Origin of the sequence: Pseudomonas sp. SbOxS1 (assembly GCF_013416725.1) — a bacterium.
GTDB lineage: Bacteria > Pseudomonadota > Gammaproteobacteria > Pseudomonadales > Pseudomonadaceae > Aquipseudomonas.
The window spans coordinates 23070-40609 of record NZ_JAAVXC010000002.1 but is presented as its reverse complement, the minus strand read 5'-3'; the positions used below and the strand labels follow the sequence as shown (position 1 = coordinate 40609).

The window sequence follows — 17540 nt, the reverse complement described above, 5'->3', positions numbered from 1 at the left end:
TCATGTGGATTAGTAATTGCCAGGAGTTCAACCTATGTCTGCGCAAGTTCAAGGAGTCCTATGCCGCTATCACTACGATGCGCTGGATCGGCTCATAGGAGTCACACCTGAAAGGGATGTTGGACTTCAGCGTTTTTACTGCAAAAATCGCTTGGCTACGGAGATTCAAGGAGTTGTGCAGCGTTCGATTTTTCAGCAAAACGAACAGCTTTTTGCTCAGCAAGATCGATATGGAGATGCAGTGGAAACGTCATTGCTGGCGACAGACCAAATGCGCTCAGTGCTGCAGATAGTAAAAGCTAATCGCCCTAGACCTATTGCCTATTCACCTTATGGCTGTCGTATTGCGGGAGGTGGCTTGTTAAGTTTGTTGGGATTCAACGGCGCACGGCCAGATTCGGTAACGGGGCATTATTTGTTGGGAAATGGTTATCGGGCATTTAACCCGGCTTTAATGCGATTCAACAGTGCGGACAATATGAGCCCATTCGGGAAAGGAGGGGTAAATCCTTATGCATACTGCTTGGGTGACCCGGTTAATTATTCTGATGAAAGTGGACATTTATCTTTCTGGCGAATAAGTGCATTTTTATCAAGGAACAGAAAAATGCCTTCCTTCTCTCTACCAGCATCCCTAGCTTCGGAAAAATATAAGTTATATTCACTCGTGCTGGATGCAAATGTGCCAAAAAAAGCAGTAATTAATTCATATAAAAAAGCTATTTACAGTGCAGGTGCAAAACGTAGAATCCCTATACCTATCAGGAAAGTAACCTCGCTTGAGCAGTTGCATGTAGTACAGAGGTGGCCTAGGTCGTTTCATTTTGATCCGTATGTTGCAAATGGTTCAAACACTGTGAGCTTCATCTACACCAAGCACAAGGAACTTTTCGTAGGGAGTCAGGGTCATTTAAGTTTAAGTGTGTTGGCGAAAAGCGATGAGGTTATTAGCGCAGGTGAGCTGATTCGATTAAATGATAACAGTTTTATTATCTCGAATAAATCGGGTCATTTCAAACCGGATTTTGAATCGCTTGTACCTGTGAAGAGACGATTAGAGAAGCTGGGAGCAAATACCATTGAGTTAAAAGATCATAAGTTCGCTTAGATAATGAGCGCGAGTTTCCGACGAAGGTGTCGCAAGAGCACCTTCGTAAAGTCGTCAACCTTAGAATTTTGGCATTTATTGTCGGTTAAGCATCACCGGCAACTGCGCCACCAGCTTCACATTGTTCAACGGCGCCCGAATAAATCCGCGCTGGGTTCCGTCCGGGCCAATGACCGCGAGATTGCCGCTATGGTCGACGGTGTAGTTCGGCTTGCTGGTGTCCGCCGGAATGAACGGAATGCTCACGGCATTGGCGACTTTCTGCAGTTCTTCTATCGACGTTGCCGTCAGGCCGACAAACTGCGGATCGAAGTAGCCCAGGTACTGTTTGAGCTGCTTGGGCGTATCGCGGTGCGGATCGACGCTGACCAGCACGATCTGCAACTTGTCCACCGCCTCGGGCGGTAGCTCGCTCTTGATCTGGCGCAGTTGGGCGAGGGTGGTCGGGCAGATGTCCGGGCAGAAGGTGTAGCCGAAGAACAGCAGGCTCCACTTGCCTTTGAGCTCGTTGATCGCCACCGGTTTTCCATCCTGGTCGGTCATCTTCACATCCGGCAGGTTGCGGCTTTGCGGCAGGAGAATGATGCCGGCGTCGATCAGTGCCGTCGGATCGCCCTGGCCTTTACCGGAGAGTACTTTATTGATGGTCAGGCCCAGGACCAGCGCGATCAGGGCGACAAGGATGAAGACGGTTTTCTGGGTTCGGGTCATAGGTTCAACAATAAGTAGTGGTCAACGAGCAGGGCGATGAACAGCAGGAACAAGTAGTAAATAGAGTACTTGAAGGTGTTGATCGCCGCGTGCGGCCGAGTGCCACGGTACAGCACCACGGCCCATTGCAGGAATCTGGCGCCAAGTCCGATGGCGCAGACCAGGTAGAGCAGGCCGCTCATGTGGATCACGTAGGGCATCAGGCTGACGGCCAGCAGCGCGCAGGTATAAAGCAGGATGTGGATTTTGGTGTAGTGCTCGCCGTGGGTCACCGGCAGCATCGGGATGTCGGCCTTGGCATATTCCTCCTTGCGGTGGATCGCCAGCGCCCAGAAGTGCGGCGGGGTCCAGGCGAAGATGATCAGTACCAGCAGCAGTGGTTCGGCGCTGACGTGGCCGGTGGCGGCGGTCCAGCCGAGCAGCGGCGGAGCGGCACCGGCCAGGCCTCCGATAACGATGTTCTGCGGCGTCGCACGCTTGAGGAAACCGGTGTAGACCACTGCGTAGCCGAGCAGGGAGGCGAGGGTCAGCCACGCCGTCAACGGATTGGTGAAGGCCAGCAACAAGGCCTGGCCAAGCAGCGCCAGCACCAGGGCAAAGGTCAGTGCAGCGGCCGGAGACACCCGGCCTTCGGCCAGCGGCCGCTTGTGGGTGCGTGCCATGACCGCATCGATCCGCCGGTCCACCACATGGTTGACCGCTGCCGCACCGCCCGCACACAAGGCAATGCCCAGGTTACCGAACACCAGCACGGTCCACGGCACTCCGGCGCGCGTCGCGAGGAACATCCCCACCAGCGAAGTGATGAGCATCAGCACCACCACTTTCGGTTTGGTCAGCTCCAGGTAGTCCCGCCAGATCGCCTGGCTGGGGCGTTCGCCGATCAGAATCGCCACGGCATTTCTCCTTTTATTGTTATGGGCCCGGCTGAATGTTTACGCGGGCTGAAGCGCCAGCGTGTCGGCTGCTTGACCCGAACCAGACTGGTCCGGGCGTGGTAATTGACCAGCACCATCGTCAGCAACAGCGCTGCGCCCCCGGCGTTGTGGGCGACGGCAATCGGCAGCGGCAGGTGCAATAGCACGTTGCTGATGCCCAGGGTGATTTGCGCCGCGAGGGCGATCAGCACCAACCCGGCGAGTCGCGTCATGCCGACGACTTTCAGTTGCCAGGCGAGACCGAGCAGTACCAGGGTCACCAACAGCGCGCCGATCCGGTGGGTCAGGTGAATGGCGGTGCGGGCGTCGCTGTCCAGTTGGCCGCCGAGGTAGTTCGGGCCGATGTGCTGGGTCAGGTGAAAACCGTTGGCGAAGTCCGCAGGCGGCAGCCATTGACCATGGCAAGTCGGAAAGTCGATGCAGGCCACGGCGGCGTAGTTGGAGCTGACCCAGCCACCCAGGGCGATTTGCCCTATGACCAGCAACAACCCCGCCGTCGCCCAGTACTGCAGGCGTCGCGGTACCGTCAGTGCGGGCAGTACGCCGGACAGGCGCAAGGTCAGTAGAAACAGCAGGCTCAAGGTCGCAAAGCCGCCAAGCAGGTGCCCGGTGACCACTTGCGGCCAGAGCTTGAGCGTTACCGTCCACATGCCGAACGCCGCTTGGGCAAACACCACCGCCAGCAGGAACAACGGCAGCTTCACCGGTTGCCCTGGATGCCGGCGATGGACCCACGCCCGACCTGCCAACACGGAAATAAGCAGCCCCAGCGTGCCGGCGAAGTAGCGATGGATCATCTCGTTCCAGCCTTTATGGGCTTCTACCGGCGTGTCCGGGAAATGCAATTCGGCATGGGCCAGTTGCGCTTCGCTTTTGGGCACGCTGATAAAGCCGTAGCAGCCAGGCCAGTCTGGACAGCCCAAGCCTGCGTGGGTCAGGCGGGTATAAGCACCGAGCAACACCACAATCAGTGCCAGCAAGGTGGCAAACAGTGCGAGGCGAAATCCAGGCTTGGCCATGACGATGCCCTTATCCGATGTTCGACAGTTTCAACAGGTGCCGCAGGTCATTGAGCAGATCCTTGCCTTTGACTGACGGGTCGTAGCGCAGCACCAGATTGCCGTGGGGGTCGATGATCCACAGGTGTGGAGAGTCATTGCTCTGCGCACCTTTGGTGTAGGTCGGCAAGTCCAGTGGATAGCGCTGCAACTGCGGGTACTCGCGTTGAAGTTTAGTCTCGTAATCACTGCTCAGCGGCTGCGTGACCGCCAGTGCGTGACTGGCGCGACCGGCATCGCGACCCAGGCCGATCTGGATTTGTCGCGCCAGATAAACCAGTTGCTGGCAGTCCACCGAACACGCCTTCGGTGCCGTCACCAGCAACTGCCAGCGGTCTTCCTGCGCCTGTACGCCAAGGTCGGCGCGGCTTTGTCCGTTGCCGATCAGTTCGCCGTGATAACTGCGGCCTTCCGGCACCCAGAAATTCAGTTTGTACATGCCGGTGGCGAGGATCATCGGACCGACCACCCCCAGCACAATCAGCAGTAACTGCAACCGTCCCTTGCGTCGGTTCACCGGCGCTTTTGCCTCAGACATGCTGGGTGGATTCATGGCCGCTCCCATGGTGTTTCTCCTTTGCGTTGTGCCAGCCGAGGTAGAGATAAAGACCGAACAGGGCGATCGACATGGCGAACCACTGCACGGCATAAGCGATATGTTTTTCCGGGCCCGTGGCAACCACTGGCCAATCAGCCTGGTAAGTCGCAGGTCCGGCTTCTGCGCGTAATTCGTAGGCAAAGCCTTCACGGCCCAGGGCTGTCCAGAGTGCGTTGGGGTCAATGGCCGTCAGCAATTTTGGCCAGGTGCTGGTGCTTGGGTCGGCGTGGAGCTGGAAGGTCGCACCGGGCGAAACGTAGACCCATGCATCGAGACTCAAGGCATCGGTCGGTGTGGTGAATTGCGGTGGCGTCCGGCGGTCGGGCCATGGCAGCCAGCCGCGGTTGACCAGCAGCCACAGCCCGGTGGCCTGATCCTGAAACGGTTGCAGCAATTCGACCCCGACCTTGCCGCCGCGCTGGCGGTTATCCAGCAACAGGCTGTGCGCGGCGTCGAACTGGCCGTGCAGGTGAATCCGTCTGAAAGCAGGATCTGCGGTGTGTTGCAGCTCGGTGCTGGCCATCGGTTCTGCGGCCCGGCGCTCAGTGTAGCTTTGCAGCAGCGCGCTTTTCTCCGCGCCCCGGCTTAATTGCCAGAACCCGAGCGATACCAGCAGGGGCAGCAACAGCGCTACCACCAATGTCGGAATGATGCCCGGCCGAAAGCGCTTCATGGCGTCGCCAGAAAGTCGGTCATCGCGATAGCTATACTCAGATGCATCGCTTGTCCCCCGGAGTGTCACCATGCTCAAAGCAGCCATCGTCCTGATGCTGATTGCCACGGTTGTCAGCCTGTTCAGCGGCCTGTTTTTTCTGGTCAAGGACGACAGCAGTTCGAACCGCCTCGTCATTGCCTTGAGTGTTCGTGTGGCACTGGCCGCCATCACCGTCGGCTTGATCGCCTGGGGTTTTTTCAGCGGCCAGCTTGTCTCTCATGTCCCGTGGTAGTTGTAGGAGCGAGCTTGCTCGCGAAGGTGTCTCAGTCGAAATCAACGTGTCTGGCACACCTTCGCGAGCAAGCTCGCTCCTACAGCACATAGACAAAAACGAACAGCCCGATCCACACCACATCCACGAAGTGCCAGTACCAACTCGCCGCCTCGAAGCCGAATTGATGTTCGCTGTCGAAGTGCCCACGCATGACCCGCATCAGCATCACGAACAGGATGATGGTGCCGATGGTCACGTGGGCGCCGTGGAACCCGGTGAGCATGAAGAACGTGGCGCCGTAGATGCCCGAACCCAGGGTCAGGCCCAGCTCGTGGTAGGCGTGCATGTACTCTTCGGCCTGAAAGCCCAGGAACGCACAGCCCAGAAGTACCGTGAGCGCCAGCCAGATTTTCAGCGCGCCGCGATGGCCCTTTTTCAAGGCATGGTGGGCGATGGTCACGGTGACGCTGGAGCTCACCAGTATCACGGTATTGAGCAGCGGCAGTCCCCAGGGGCTGATGACCTCCTTGGGGGGTGGGAACAGCTTGGAATCGGGGTTGTTCAGCAATGGCCAGGTCCACTCGAAGGCAGGCCACAGCATGTGGGCGATGCCTTTGGTGCCTTCACCGCCGAGTGCCGGGCCGGACACATGGCGCACATAAAACAGCGCGCCGAAAAAGGCGATGAAGAACATCACCTCCGAGAAAATGAACCAGCTCATGCCCCAGCGAAACGAGCGATCCATTTGCGCGCTGTACAGGCCGCCGCGACTTTCCTTGATCACCGTACCGAACCAGCCAAAGAGCATGTAGGCCAGCAACAGGCCACCGACGAAAAAGATCAGCGGGCCGTGGGATTCCGGCCGCGCCGCTTTCAGATCGTTGAACCAGGTGGCCAGGCCGAATACCGTGACGAACATCCCGACCGTGGCGATGATCGGCCATTTGCTCTGGGCCGGAACGTAATAGTGTTCATGAGTTGCCATTTATTGTTCTCCTTATCGGGCACGCTCAACCGCCAGTATTTACTGCGACCGGTGGATGTCGGGCGGTGATATCGAACAGCGTGTAGGACAGCGTCAGGTGCTTCACATCCTTGGGCATGTCGCGGTCAACGATGAAACGTACCGGCATCTCTATCCGTTCACCGGGCTGCAGCACTTGTTGGGTGAAACAGAAGCATTCGGTCTTGTGGAAGTACGCCGCCGCCGCGCTGGGGGCGATGCTCGGCACCGCCTGGGCGCTCATTGGGCGATCGGTAGGGTTGTGCGCGATGAAGATCATCTCGTTCACCGCCCCGGGGTTGGCCGTCAATTCGTCGTGCTTGGGATAGAAGTCCCAGGACATGTCGGCGGAATTGGTCGACAGGAACTGCACGCGAACCTGCCGCGAGGTATCGACCGTTTGTTCGCCCTCGTACTGCCCGGCAGTCTTGCCGTTGATGCCGAATGCCTTGCACATCACGTCGTAGATCGGCACCAGGGCAAAACCGAAGATAAACATCGCTACCACCACCAGTAACAGGCGGGTGACCAGTTTCTTCATCGAAATCGAGTCAGCCATGATTCGAACCCTCAACACCAAACCCTTGTAGGAGCTGGCTTGCCAGCGAACGCGTCCTCACTGGCGCTAAAAGCTTCGCTGGCAAGCCAGCTCCTACAAGGGACAAGGTGTTCATTTCACTTCCGGCGGGGTGGTGAAGGTGTGATACGGCGCCGGTGACGGAATGCTCCATTCCAGGCCTTCAGCCCCATCCCACGGTTTGGCCGGTGCTGGCGGGCCGCCGCGAATGGTCTTGATCACGATGAACAGGAAGAAAATCTGCGTTGCACCGAACATGAATGCGCCGATCGACGACACCATGTTGAAGTCGGCGAATTGCAGGTTGTAGTCCGGAATCCGCCGCGGCATGCCCGCAAGCCCGACGAAGTGCATCGGGAAGAAGGCCATGTTCATGCCGATGAACGACAGCCAGAAGTGCAGCTTGCCGAGGGTTTCGTCGTACATGTGGCCAGTCCACTTCGGCATCCAGTAATAAGCCGAGGCGAAGATCCCGAAGATCGCCCCCGGTACCAGCACGTAGTGGAAGTGCGCGACCACGAAGTAGGTGTCCTGGTACTGGAAGTCCGCCGGGGCGATGGCCAGCATCAGCCCGGAGAAACCGCCGATGGAGAACAGGATCACGAACGCCACGGCGAACAGCATCGGCGTCTCGAAGGTCAGCGAACCCTGCCACATGGTACTGGCCCAGTTGAACACCTTGACCCCGGTGGGCACCGCGATCAGCAACGTGGCGTACATGAAGAACAGCTCGCCCACCAGTGGAATGCCGACCACGAACATGTGGTGCGCCCAGACGATGAACGACAGGAAGGCAATAGATGCCGTGGCGTAGACCATCGAGGTGTAGCCGAACAGCGGCTTGCGCGAAAAGGCCGGAATGATCGAGCTGACGGCACCGAAGGCCGGCAGGATCATGATGTACACCTCGGGGTGGCCGAAGAACCAGAACACATGCTGGAACAGCACCGGGTCACCGCCACCGGCGGCACTGAAGAAGCTGGTGCCGAAGTGGATGTCCATCAGCATCATTGTCACGCAACCGGCCAGTACCGGCATCACCGCGATCAGCAGGAACGCGGTGATCAGCCAGGTCCAGACGAACAGCGGCATTTTCATCAGGGTCATGCCGGGGGCGCGCAGGTTGAGAATGGTGGCGATCACGTTGATCGCACCCATGATCGAACTGATCCCCATCAAGTGAATGGCGAAGATGAAGAACGTCACGCTTTCCGGTGCATAGGTCGTCGACAGCGGCGCGTAGAACGTCCAGCCGAAGTTGGGGCCGCCGCCGGGGGTGAACAGGGTCGAAACCAGCAGGATGAACGCCGCCGGCAACAGCCAGAAGCTAAAGTTGTTCATCCGCGGCAGCGCCATGTCGGGGGCGCCGATCATCAGCGGGACCATCCAGTTGGCGAGGCCGACAAAGGCCGGCATCACCGCACCGAAGACCATCACCAGGCCGTGCATGGTGGTCATCTGGTTGAAGAATTCCGGCTGGACGATCTGCAACCCTGGCTGGAACAGTTCGGCGCGAATCACCATCGCGAACGAGCCGCCGAGCAGGAACATGGAAAACGCAAACCACAGGTACAGCGTACCGATGTCCTTGTGGTTGGTAGTCAGCACCCAGCGCATCAGGCCTTTGGCGGGGCCGTGGGCGTGCTCGTGGGCGGTGCCGGTCTGAACATGGTCATCGACTACAACAGTCATGTCCTGTCTCCTGCAAGCAGATGGGCTGGGCAGGTCGAGGCGTGATGCCCCGACGGGTTCCTTGGGTGCGCAATAGACCGGGTCATTTGCTTTCCGCCTGTTTCAGCTCCAGCACTTCCTTGGGAGTGACCATGTCGCCCTTGTTGTTACCCCAGGCGTTACGCTCGTAGGTCACGACCGCTGCGATATCGACTTCCGACAGTTGCTTGCCGAACGCCGCCATGGCGGTGCCAGGCTTGCCATGGAAGACAATACTCAGGTGATCCTTGATCGGTCCGGTGGCGATTTTCGAGCCCTTGAGTGCCGGGAACATCGGCGGCAGCCCCTGGCCTTCGGCCTGGTGACAGGCCACGCAGGTGGTGTGATAGACCTTGTCGCCGCGCTCCTTCAGCTCGTCGAGGGTCCATTCCTTGCTTGTCAGCTCCTTGAGTTGCGCAGCTTCAGCCTTGCGTTCAGCCAACCATTTTTCGTAATCGGGCTTGTCCTTGACCTCGACCACGATCGGCATGAACCCGTGATCCTTGCCGCACAACTCGGCGCATTGACCGCGGTAGACGCCAGGTTTTTCGATGCGGGTCCAGGCTTCGTTGACGAACCCCGGGATCGCATCGCGCTTGACCGCGAAGGCCGGTACCCACCAGGAGTGGATCACGTCGGCGGAGGTCACCAGGAAGCGCACCTTGGCGCCGATCGGAAGCACCAGCGGCTTGTCGACCTCGAGCAGGTAGTGCTCGCTCTTGGCTTCCTTGTTGTGGATCTGATCGGCGGGAGTGGCCAGGTTGCTGAAGAACTCAACGTCCTGGCCCAGGTACTTGTAGTGCCATTTCCACTGATAGCCGGTGACCTGGATATCGATATCCGGCTCACTGGCGTCGTACATCTTGATCAGGGTGGCAGTCGCCGGAACCGCCATGGCCACCAGGATGATGAAGGGCACGATGGTCCAGAGGATTTCGACGGTGGTACTTTCATGAAATTTTGCCGCCACCTGCCCGGTAGAGCGGCGGTGCAGGATCATCGACCAGAACATGGCGCCAAAGACGATGATGCCGATCACTACACAGATCCAGAAAATGGTCATGTGCAGGTCAAACACAGCGTGACTGATTTCAGTCGCTCCAGGCGCCATATTCACAGTCCAGGCCGCTTGCGCCTGACTGAAAATCGACCACAACAGGAGGCCCATCCAGACATGTGGATGTCGCATCATTGCGGGTTCCCCTTATCGTTCTTGTTATCCCGCCGGCTTTCACCTGCGGCAAGGGAGCGGCTGCATCAGACTACGAACTTGAATCGCCGGGCCTTGCTGCATTGCAGTCGGGCGTCATCAGCTAACTCCATTCCAACCCGAGTATAGACAGCGACTCTCACCTCGCAATGTGCTGGCGTAAATCATCTGAAACAGCATTAACTTGCTTTGCAGGGCACGAATGGAGAAGGATGCAGACGAGTGGTGGCGAACCGATATAACGGAGACGTCTCAAGGATGAAACAATTATGACAAATGCGTCTTAGCATTTTTCGTAAGCCAGCTAAGTTATGTCTTCCCTATTTCATTGCCTTGTTTCCTGGAGTTTTCATGAACACCGCCGCATTGCGCGAGCAGATCCAAAAAGCCCAACAACACGAAGCCGAGACCGGCCTGCTGACACGTCAGCTGGAAACCCAACTGCCTCATCTACACCGCGCGATCCAATTACCGGAGGCTGATGCCAACGGCGTACTGACACGTTTTGTCGCCGCCTACATCGATGAAGTGCCAGACCTGCTGGATGCAGCCAATGAAGTCGCCAGGGAAGCGGGTATCGAATCGCAGGTAAAACCGGTGCTGAAAATCGCCGAACAGTACTTCCTCCAGCCGCCGGCGATCATGGCCGGGCACGTCGGGCTCGACAGCCTGCTGGACGAAGCCTATCTGGCGCACCGGTTCGTCGAAGAGGTCAACGACCTGTATATCAAGCATCTTGGCCAGCCACTGATCCCCTTGGACATGACTGTCGCCAACCTGATTGCTCACCAGTTGATCGGTGAGGAATTTGCCAATCAACTGGACGAAGCTGTGCATCACGCCGTGGACGAAATGCTCAACGACGAAAGCTTTGCGCTGGAATCGGTCGAAGCCTACCGCGAGAAACTCAGCAGCCCGGACACTGGCGCCGCGTGGAAGCGCTGGCCGTGTATGTCCCGCCGCCTGGGCGTGGGCCTGGATCTGGAACAGCCAGTGGCTTGATCCTGAACGCAGTACCTGTGGGAGTGAGCCTGCTCGCGATTCAGGCGACGCGGCTTGTCAGGCAGACCGCGTTATCGTTCATTGCGAGCAGGCTCGCTCCCACAGGAAATTGTTGTTATACCGCTGGCGATCCGACACCAACCGTAGTCCGTACCCGCCCTTCAAGCCGTCGCTTCAACCCGCGCGATTCGATCAACAGCTTCGAACCCTTGGCCGTATTCGCCCGCCCCCATTCCTCCAGCAACTCCAGGCAAGCGTGGTCGATGTAGCTCAGGTTATTGAGCGGCACATGCACCGTCGCACCTGCTGGAATGCTGCCCAGTACCCGAGTCAACGCCGGGACCTTGAGAAAGGTCGCCGCACCGACCAGGCGCAGCTCCATTTCCCCGTCCCGGGGCAGGTCGATCAGGCTGATTTTCAGTCGTGAAGCCTTCAGCGCCAGTTTCACCAGGGTCAAGCCGAAGCCGATCAGCACGCCTGTCAGCAAGTCGGTGAAGATGATCGCCAGTGCCGTCGCGGCGTAGGTGAACATCGGCATTCGACCGTATCGACCCAAACCGCGAAATGCCTTGAGGTCGACCAGTTTGAAACCCGTGTAAACCAACACACCGGCCAGGCTCGCCACGGGAATGCTTTGCAGCACGCTCGACAGCAACATCACGAACGCCAGCAGCCACAATCCGTGGAAAATCGTCGAATAGCGCGTGGTAGCCCCGGCCTGGACGTTAGCCGAGCTGCGTACGATCACCCCGGTCATCGGCAACGCGCCGAGCAATCCGCACAGCATGTTGCCGACGCCTTGGGCAGACAGTTCGCGATCGAAGTCCGAACGTTGGCCGCTGTGCATGCGGTCGACCGCGGCGGCGGATAGCAGGGTTTCGGCGCTGGCGATGAAGGCTACGGCGAATGCCGCGATCAGCAGCGCAGGGTCAGCCAGGTTCAGCAAGTCCGCAGGTTTGAGCCAGTCGATGGCTTCGGCCAGGTTGGCCGGCACTTCCACCCGTTTGACTTGCAGCGCCAAGACCAGGCTGACGACGGTGGCGATCCCTACCCCAAGTAGCGCGCCGGGAACAAAACGCAGGGAATGGGGACGCAGCTTTTCCCACAGCCACATCACAGCGATCGTTCCCAGCCCGAGCAAACCGGCCTGCCAGCCAAGGGATGGCAAAGCCTGAGCCACGGCGGCCGGGAAGGCCGCCAGGTTATCCAGCCCTGAAGGCTTGGGTGTGGCGTCCAGCATCACGTGCAGCTGTGACAGGATGATCAACACCCCGATCCCGGCGAGCATGCCGTAGACAACGGCGGGCGCTGTCACGCGAAACCAGCAGCCCAGTTTCAACCGACCGGCGACCAGTTGTAGAAAGCCCGCCAACAGCAGGATCGGCCCGAGCATGACCAGGCCATGCTGGCGTACCAGTTCGAACACCAGCACCGCCAGGCCTGCCGCGGGGCCGCTGACTTGCAACGGCGAGCCGGCCAGCCAACCGACTACCAGTCCCCCGATGATCCCGGTGATCAGGCCTTTGGCCGGCGGCAGTCCCGAAGCGATGGCAATGCCCATGCACAGGGGCAGGGCGACCAGAAACACAACCACCGAAGCGAGTAGCTCCCGTGGCAGCACAGCTTTAAGTTGCGCAGCACGCATGATGATTCTCCCGAAGTTTTCTTCAGGCATGGCGAGGCCGGGCCGCTGAAACAGCGGCCGGCGTCAAACCACACAGATGGTTAGGAGTATTTAGAAGCGCGCTTTGGGCGTCGCCACCGGAATCGGATGGCGGCCGTCGAGCGGCAGGAAACGACCCTGATCCGCGTCGTAAGCTTTGATTTCGCTGGTTTCGATGTCATAGACCCAGCCATGGATGAACAGTTGACCGTTCGCCATGCGCGAGGCTACCGAGGGATGGGTCCGCAAGTGTTGCAACTGGGCGATGACATTTTCATCAGTGAGAACATGCATGCGCTCGTTTTCGTCGGCGCAGTTGCAGTTGTCGTGCACCATGGTTTTCGCGACTTCCGCATGCCGCAGCCAGGCTTTGACCGTAGGCATTTTTTCCAGGCTGTCGGGATTGAGTACCGCACGCATCGCTCCGCAATCGGAGTGGCCGCAGATAATGATGTGCTGTACGCCCAGTGCCAGCACCGCGTACTCGATGGCGGTGGAAACACCACCGTTCATCTGGCCGTAAGGAGGTACGACGTTGCCGACGTTGCGGGTAACGAACAGGTCGCCAGGCGAGCTGTGGGTGATGAGCTCGGGTACGATGCGCGAGTCAGCGCAGGTAATGAACATCGCCCGTGGCTGCTGGGCCGTGGCGAGTTTTTTGAAGAGTTCTTCCTGTTGCGGAAAGATCTCATGATGAAAATGCAAAAAGCCGTCAACGATATGCTGCAGCGCTGCATCGGCGGTTTCCGCCTCGGGTTGGGCAGAAGCCGACGCAGCCAACGGCTGTTTATCCTTGTCACTCATGATTCATCCTCTTTGGCGGAGTCAGGGATATTCCCGTTTTGTCCGGTGTGAAGCCAGTGGCTGTTTAAAAAAACATCCAGGTCGTCAATCGACCCGTCAGTCACTCGATGAACAAGGTAGCCGTCGAATCTTAACTCAAACTGAATAGACCGCTCTAGAACCTGTGTTCCAGGTCACAAAAAACGTGACTGGCGAAAAAGTCGAGCGCGATCCCCAGTACTCAACCATAGGCTAATTGTCCTTAAATCAACGACATTTGGCGACCCGGCGGACAGAAGGCTTCGCAGTCCAGGTTAAAACCTTCCCGATGGTTGAGCCCAAGGCGCTTGATGGCCTTGGCGAAACGTTGTGCCAACAGATCGGCAAAGGGGCCTTCACCGCGCATGCGTGTGCCAAAGCGACTGTCGTACAGTTCGCCGCCGCGGCTCTGGCGAATCAGGCTCAGGACATGGGCCGCACGTTGCGGATAGTGGGCCGCCAGCCATTCTTCGAACAGGGGCGCGACTTCCAGGGGCAACCGCAACATCATGTAGGCGGCGCTCTGTGCCCCAGCCGCGTGGGCCTCTGTGAGCAGGTTTTCGATTTCGCTGTCGTTGATCATCGGAATCATGGGCGAACACAGCACGCCCACCGGAACGCCCGCTTCGCGCAACACCCTGATCGCCCGAAGTCGGGCCTTGGGGGCTGCAGCGCGGGGTTCGAGGATGCGCTTGAGCTCGTCGTCCAGCGTGGTCAGGCTGATCATCACCGCCACCAGCCTTTGCCGGGCCAGTTCGGCCAGCAGGTCCAGATCGCGCAGAATCAACGAGCCCTTGGTCACGATTGTCACCGGATGGCGGAAGCGCAGCAGCACTTCGAGGGTTTGGCGGGTGATCTTGTACTCGCGCTCGATGGGCTGGTAAGGATCGGTGTTGGACCCCAGGTTAATGGGTGCACATTGATAGCCACGCTTGGAGAGCTGTTCCTCCAGTATGTCCGCGGCATTGGTCTTGGCGATCAGCTTCGTCTCGAAATCCAGGCCTGGTGACATGTCCCAATAAGCGTGGCTGGGCCGCGCGTAACAGTAGATGCAACCGTGCTCGCAGCCACGATAAGGATTGATCGATCGATCGAAGGGCAGGTCCGGTGAGTTGTTGCGGGTGATGATGGTTTTCGCGGTCTCGATGGACACCTCGGTGCCTTGGGTCATCGGCGCTTCCTGATACCAGCCGTCGTCCTCGGCCACCGAGCGATGGGCTGCGAAGCGGTTGTGCGGGTTGGTGGCGGTGCCGCGACCGCGTGGGGGCAATGGCGCGTTCATGGGGATGGCTCGCATGCTGTATGCCCATACAGTATACGTGAAAGGCTCGGGTGACCAGTGCCGTCTGGCAGCTCTTCGGACTGGTTTCGAAGTCATTGAACGATACAAATCGCGTCTGGTTGAAGCACTCCAGGCACCGGTATCGTTGCGGTCGCTCAATGCATTGATTTGAGTATCAATTAAAAGGATTTAATTATGTCGATGTTTAATCGCCGCGGTATTTTTTTACAAAAACTGGGTCCGAGTGCCGTCAATCCAAACGAAGTGCTTGTATCGATGCAGTTTGCATTGAAGGAAGAGACTTGGGATGCAAAAAATTTCGCGACGACCACCGCTTTGCTGGACACCACCACCCTCATCGCCTCCTCAAGTGATGGGGGACAATCATTCAAGATCCGTAACTTCAATAAAGATGTCGATGGTGACGGCGATATTGACGCCGAGGACATGATGAAACTGCTGGCGCTGGCCAAAGCCTACCTCAGCATTTCCACGCCTTGACGGACACTCGATAAGCGAAACCTCCCACGGCATTGCGCCGTGAGAGGTGTTGTTTTTCTACTCAGTGTTGTTCGTCAGGTTTTTTCTTCAGCTTCGGGTTTGGAAAAAACTGCACGGCCTGAACCTTGGTGTCCGCAGGCTTGAGTGCGGAAGTGTTGACCCGGGTGCCCAGTTCCTTGGGAACGGACAGGCCTTGTTCATTCAGCGTATCGGAATAACCGCAGGCCACGCATTCGCGGTGCGGTACATCGTCTTCGCTCCACATCATCAATTTGTCCGGCTCGCTGCAGGCCGGGCAAACTGCGCCTGCGATAAAGCGTCGTTTGGTAATCACGGGACTCTCACTCATGCTGCCGCGCCCTCACTCAGGCCGCTGTGTCGCAAGAGTGCGTCAATCGACGGCTCACGACCACGGAAGTCGACGAACAGCACCATCGGCTCTTGGGAGCCGCCGCGCGCCAGGATCGCTTCGCGGAACGCCCGGCCGGTGTCGGCATTGAGCACGCCTTCTTCCTCAAACTTGGAGAAAGCATCGGCCGAGAGCACTTCAGCCCATTTGTAGCTGTAGTAGCCTGCCGCGTAACCACCGGCGAAGATGTGCGCAAAGCTGTTAGGGAAACGGTTGTAGGCCGGAGGACGCATCACCGACACCTCGTCGCGCACGCCTTCAAGCACTTGCAGTACGCTACGACCGTCACCGTGGGTGGCGTGCAGTTCGAAGTCGAACAGCGAGAACTCCAGTTGGCGGACCATCATCAGGCCGGACTGGAAGTTTTTCGCCGCGAGCATTTTCTGCAGCAGGTCCTGCGGCAGGGGTTCGCCGGTTTCATAGTGACCGGAAATCAGCGCCAGCCCCTCGGGCTCCCAGCACCAGTTTTCCATGAATTGGCTTGGCAGCTCGACCGCGTCCCAAGCCACACCGTTGATGCCGGAAACACCGGCGTGCTCGACGCGGGTCAGCAGGTGATGCAGGCCATGGCCGAATTCGTGGAACAGGGTGGTGACTTCATCGTGGGTCAACAGCGCAGGCTTGCCGCTGTCGGCTGGAGTGAAGTTGCACACCAGGTTGGCCACCGGGCTCTGCAGCACGCCCTCGGCGGTGCGGCGACGGTCACGGGCGCCGTCCATCCAGGCACCACCGCGTTTGTTGGCGCGGGCGTAGAGGTCGAAGAAGAAGCGGCCGACGTGCTGGCCGTTTTCCTTGATTTCGAACAGGCGCACATCCGGGTGCCAGGTGTCGAAGCCTTGCTGCTCGGCGATTTCGATGCCGTACAGGCGCTGCACGATGGCGAACAGGCCGCCCAGTACTTTATCGATCGGGAAGTAGGCGCGCAGGGCTTCCTGGGCAACGCTGTAACGCTGCTCGCGAAGTTTTTCGCCGTAGAAGCCGCTGTCCCAGCTTTGCAGGTCCGGGCAGCCTTGTTCTGTGGCGTAAGCCTTGAGCTGTTCCAGGTCCTGGGCGGCAAACGGTTTGCTGCGCTTGGCCAGGTCGCGCAGGAAGCTCAGCACCTGATCGCTGGATTCAGCCATTTTGGTGGCCAGGCTCAGCTCCGAGAAACTGGCGAAGCCCAGAAGCTTGGCCAGCTCCTGACGCAGGTCGAGGATTTCCTGCATGACCGGGCCGTTGTCGTTCTGGCCGGCATTCGGGCCCTGGTCCGACGCGCGGGTGCAGTACGCCGCGTAGACTTCTTCACGCAGGGCGCGGTCGTGGGCGTAGGTCATCACCGCGTAGTAGCTCGGGAATTCCAGAGTGATCAGCCAGCCATCGAGGTCCTTGGCTTGCGCGGCGGCGGCCATTTGCGCCTTTGCCGAGTCGGTCAGGCCGGCGAGGGCGGCTTCGTCGGTGATGTGCTTGGTCCAGGCCTGGGTAGCGTCCAGCAGTTGGTTGGAGAAGCGGCTGCCCAACTCCGACAATTTGCTCTGCACTTGGGCGTAACGCTTCTGCTCGGCTTCCGGCAAGTCGATACCCGACAGACGGAAATCGCGCAGGGCATGTTCCAGGATAGTTTTCTGCGCTACGTCGAAACTGGCGGCTTCCGGGCTGTTGGCCAGGGCTTCATAGGCCTGGAACAGTTCACGGTTCTGGCCCATCTCGGTGGAGTAGGCGCTCAAGGCCGGCAGGCAGGACTCGTAGGCTTCGCGCAGTTCGGCACTGTTGCACACGGCGTTCAAGTGGCTGACCGGACTCCACGCCGCACCCAGGCGGTCGTTGAGTTCGTCCATGGCCAGCACCAGGCCGGCCCAGGTCGGTTGTTTGCCCTGGGTCTTGAGGATCTCGATAATGGCGGCGCGGTTGTCAGCCAGGATCTGTTCAATGGCCGGTTTCACGTGCTCGGCACGGATCGTGGAGAACGGCGGCAGGTCGTAGGACTGCAAAAGAGGGTTGTTCACGCTCACGGTTGGCACCTTGGCTGGAAGAAACGTGCAG

18 protein-coding genes are annotated in these 17540 nt (G+C 58.8%); 4 read left to right on the top strand and 14 right to left on the bottom strand.

Translation table 11 applies throughout. The features are described 5' to 3' along the window. Nucleotides 1–34: 34 nt before the first annotated feature. Entirely contained in the window at nt 35–1108 is a 1074-nt protein-coding gene (locus HFK74_RS01105) for an RHS repeat-associated core domain-containing protein (protein WP_180202012.1), read from the top strand. A gap of 75 nt (nt 1109–1183) precedes the next feature. Here the strand turns inward: HFK74_RS01105 and HFK74_RS01100 are convergent, their stop codons facing one another. From HFK74_RS01100 to HFK74_RS01080, 5 genes are read right to left on the bottom strand one after another with little or no spacing between them, the layout of a single operon-like run. Continuing rightward, complete coding sequence (locus tag HFK74_RS01100; RefSeq protein ID WP_180202011.1) at nt 1184–1819, bottom strand: SCO family protein; 636 nt, start codon at nt 1817–1819, stop codon at nt 1184–1186. After that, complete coding sequence (gene cyoE / locus HFK74_RS01095) at nt 1816–2715, bottom strand: heme o synthase (protein WP_008064733.1); 900 nt, start codon at nt 2713–2715, stop codon at nt 1816–1818. Before cyoE ends, HFK74_RS01100 begins: the two co-directional genes overlap by 4 nt. Further along, on the bottom strand, nt 2703–3776 hold the full coding sequence (locus HFK74_RS01090) for a heme A synthase (protein WP_008064734.1): 1074 nt from the start codon (nt 3774–3776) through the stop codon (nt 2703–2705). The genes cyoE and HFK74_RS01090 overlap by 13 nt, the downstream gene beginning before the upstream one ends. A 10-nt stretch (nt 3777–3786) precedes the next feature. Next, nucleotides 3787–4380, bottom strand: coding sequence for a hypothetical protein (locus HFK74_RS01085; RefSeq protein ID WP_180202010.1), 594 nt, complete (start codon nt 4378–4380; stop codon nt 3787–3789). Next, the gene (locus tag HFK74_RS01080) at nt 4346–5086 is read right to left on the bottom strand and encodes an SURF1 family protein (protein WP_180202009.1); all 741 of its coding nucleotides are present in this window, start codon (nt 5084–5086) and stop codon (nt 4346–4348) included. The genes HFK74_RS01085 and HFK74_RS01080 overlap by 35 nt, the downstream gene beginning before the upstream one ends. 70 nt (nt 5087–5156) lie before the next feature. Here HFK74_RS01080 and HFK74_RS01075 point away from each other — a divergent pair, with 70 nt between their 5' ends. After that, a complete protein-coding gene (locus HFK74_RS01075; RefSeq protein ID WP_008152470.1) occupies nt 5157–5360 on the top strand; it encodes a twin transmembrane helix small protein in 204 nt (67 codons plus the stop codon). A 79-nt stretch (nt 5361–5439) separates the two neighbouring features. Here HFK74_RS01075 and HFK74_RS01070 read toward each other — a convergent pair whose 3' ends face one another. The 4 genes from HFK74_RS01070 to coxB form a co-directional block, all read right to left on the bottom strand. Continuing rightward, nucleotides 5440–6327 carry a cytochrome c oxidase subunit 3 gene (locus HFK74_RS01070; RefSeq protein WP_180202008.1) on the bottom strand — a complete coding sequence of 296 codons (888 nt, stop codon included), beginning with the start codon at nt 6325–6327 and terminating at the stop codon, nt 5440–5442. Between the two features lie 25 nt (nt 6328–6352). Further along, nucleotides 6353–6904, bottom strand: coding sequence for a cytochrome c oxidase assembly protein (locus HFK74_RS01065; RefSeq protein WP_180202007.1), 552 nt, complete (start codon nt 6902–6904; stop codon nt 6353–6355). Between the two features lie 111 nt (nt 6905–7015). Beyond that, entirely contained in the window at nt 7016–8614 is a 1599-nt protein-coding gene (ctaD, locus tag HFK74_RS01060) for a cytochrome c oxidase subunit I (RefSeq protein ID WP_008064745.1), read from the bottom strand. 82 nt (nt 8615–8696) lie between these two features. Then, nucleotides 8697–9824 carry a cytochrome c oxidase subunit II gene (gene coxB / locus HFK74_RS01055; RefSeq protein WP_179054894.1) on the bottom strand — a complete coding sequence of 376 codons (1128 nt, stop codon included), beginning with the start codon at nt 9822–9824 and terminating at the stop codon, nt 8697–8699. A gap of 369 nt (nt 9825–10193) precedes the next feature. Here coxB and HFK74_RS01050 point away from each other — a divergent pair, with 369 nt between their 5' ends. Next, nucleotides 10194–10844, top strand: coding sequence for a hypothetical protein (locus HFK74_RS01050; RefSeq protein WP_180202006.1), 651 nt, complete (start codon nt 10194–10196; stop codon nt 10842–10844). A gap of 115 nt (nt 10845–10959) precedes the next feature. Here HFK74_RS01050 and HFK74_RS01045 read toward each other — a convergent pair whose 3' ends face one another. The 3 genes from HFK74_RS01045 to HFK74_RS01035 form a co-directional block, all read right to left on the bottom strand. Then, nucleotides 10960–12489 carry a SulP family inorganic anion transporter gene (locus tag HFK74_RS01045; protein WP_180202005.1) on the bottom strand — a complete coding sequence of 510 codons (1530 nt, stop codon included), beginning with the start codon at nt 12487–12489 and terminating at the stop codon, nt 10960–10962. A gap of 90 nt (nt 12490–12579) precedes the next feature. Then, entirely contained in the window at nt 12580–13311 is a 732-nt protein-coding gene (locus tag HFK74_RS01040; protein WP_180202004.1) for a carbonic anhydrase, read from the bottom strand. A 241-nt stretch (nt 13312–13552) separates the two neighbouring features. After that, complete coding sequence (locus tag HFK74_RS01035; protein WP_180202003.1) at nt 13553–14611, bottom strand: PA0069 family radical SAM protein; 1059 nt, start codon at nt 14609–14611, stop codon at nt 13553–13555. A 195-nt stretch (nt 14612–14806) separates the two neighbouring features. Here HFK74_RS01035 and HFK74_RS01030 point away from each other — a divergent pair, with 195 nt between their 5' ends. Continuing rightward, nucleotides 14807–15112, top strand: a complete 306-nt coding sequence (locus HFK74_RS01030; RefSeq protein ID WP_180202002.1) for a hypothetical protein — start codon at nt 14807–14809, stop codon at nt 15110–15112. Between the two features lie 61 nt (nt 15113–15173). Here HFK74_RS01030 and HFK74_RS01025 read toward each other — a convergent pair whose 3' ends face one another. Beyond that, nucleotides 15174–15461, bottom strand: a complete 288-nt coding sequence (locus HFK74_RS01025) for a YheV family putative zinc ribbon protein (RefSeq protein WP_008064765.1) — start codon at nt 15459–15461, stop codon at nt 15174–15176. Further along, nucleotides 15458–17509 carry an oligopeptidase A gene (gene prlC, locus HFK74_RS01020; RefSeq protein WP_180202001.1) on the bottom strand — a complete coding sequence of 684 codons (2052 nt, stop codon included), beginning with the start codon at nt 17507–17509 and terminating at the stop codon, nt 15458–15460. The genes HFK74_RS01025 and prlC overlap by 4 nt, the downstream gene beginning before the upstream one ends. Nucleotides 17510–17540 lie beyond the last annotated feature (31 nt).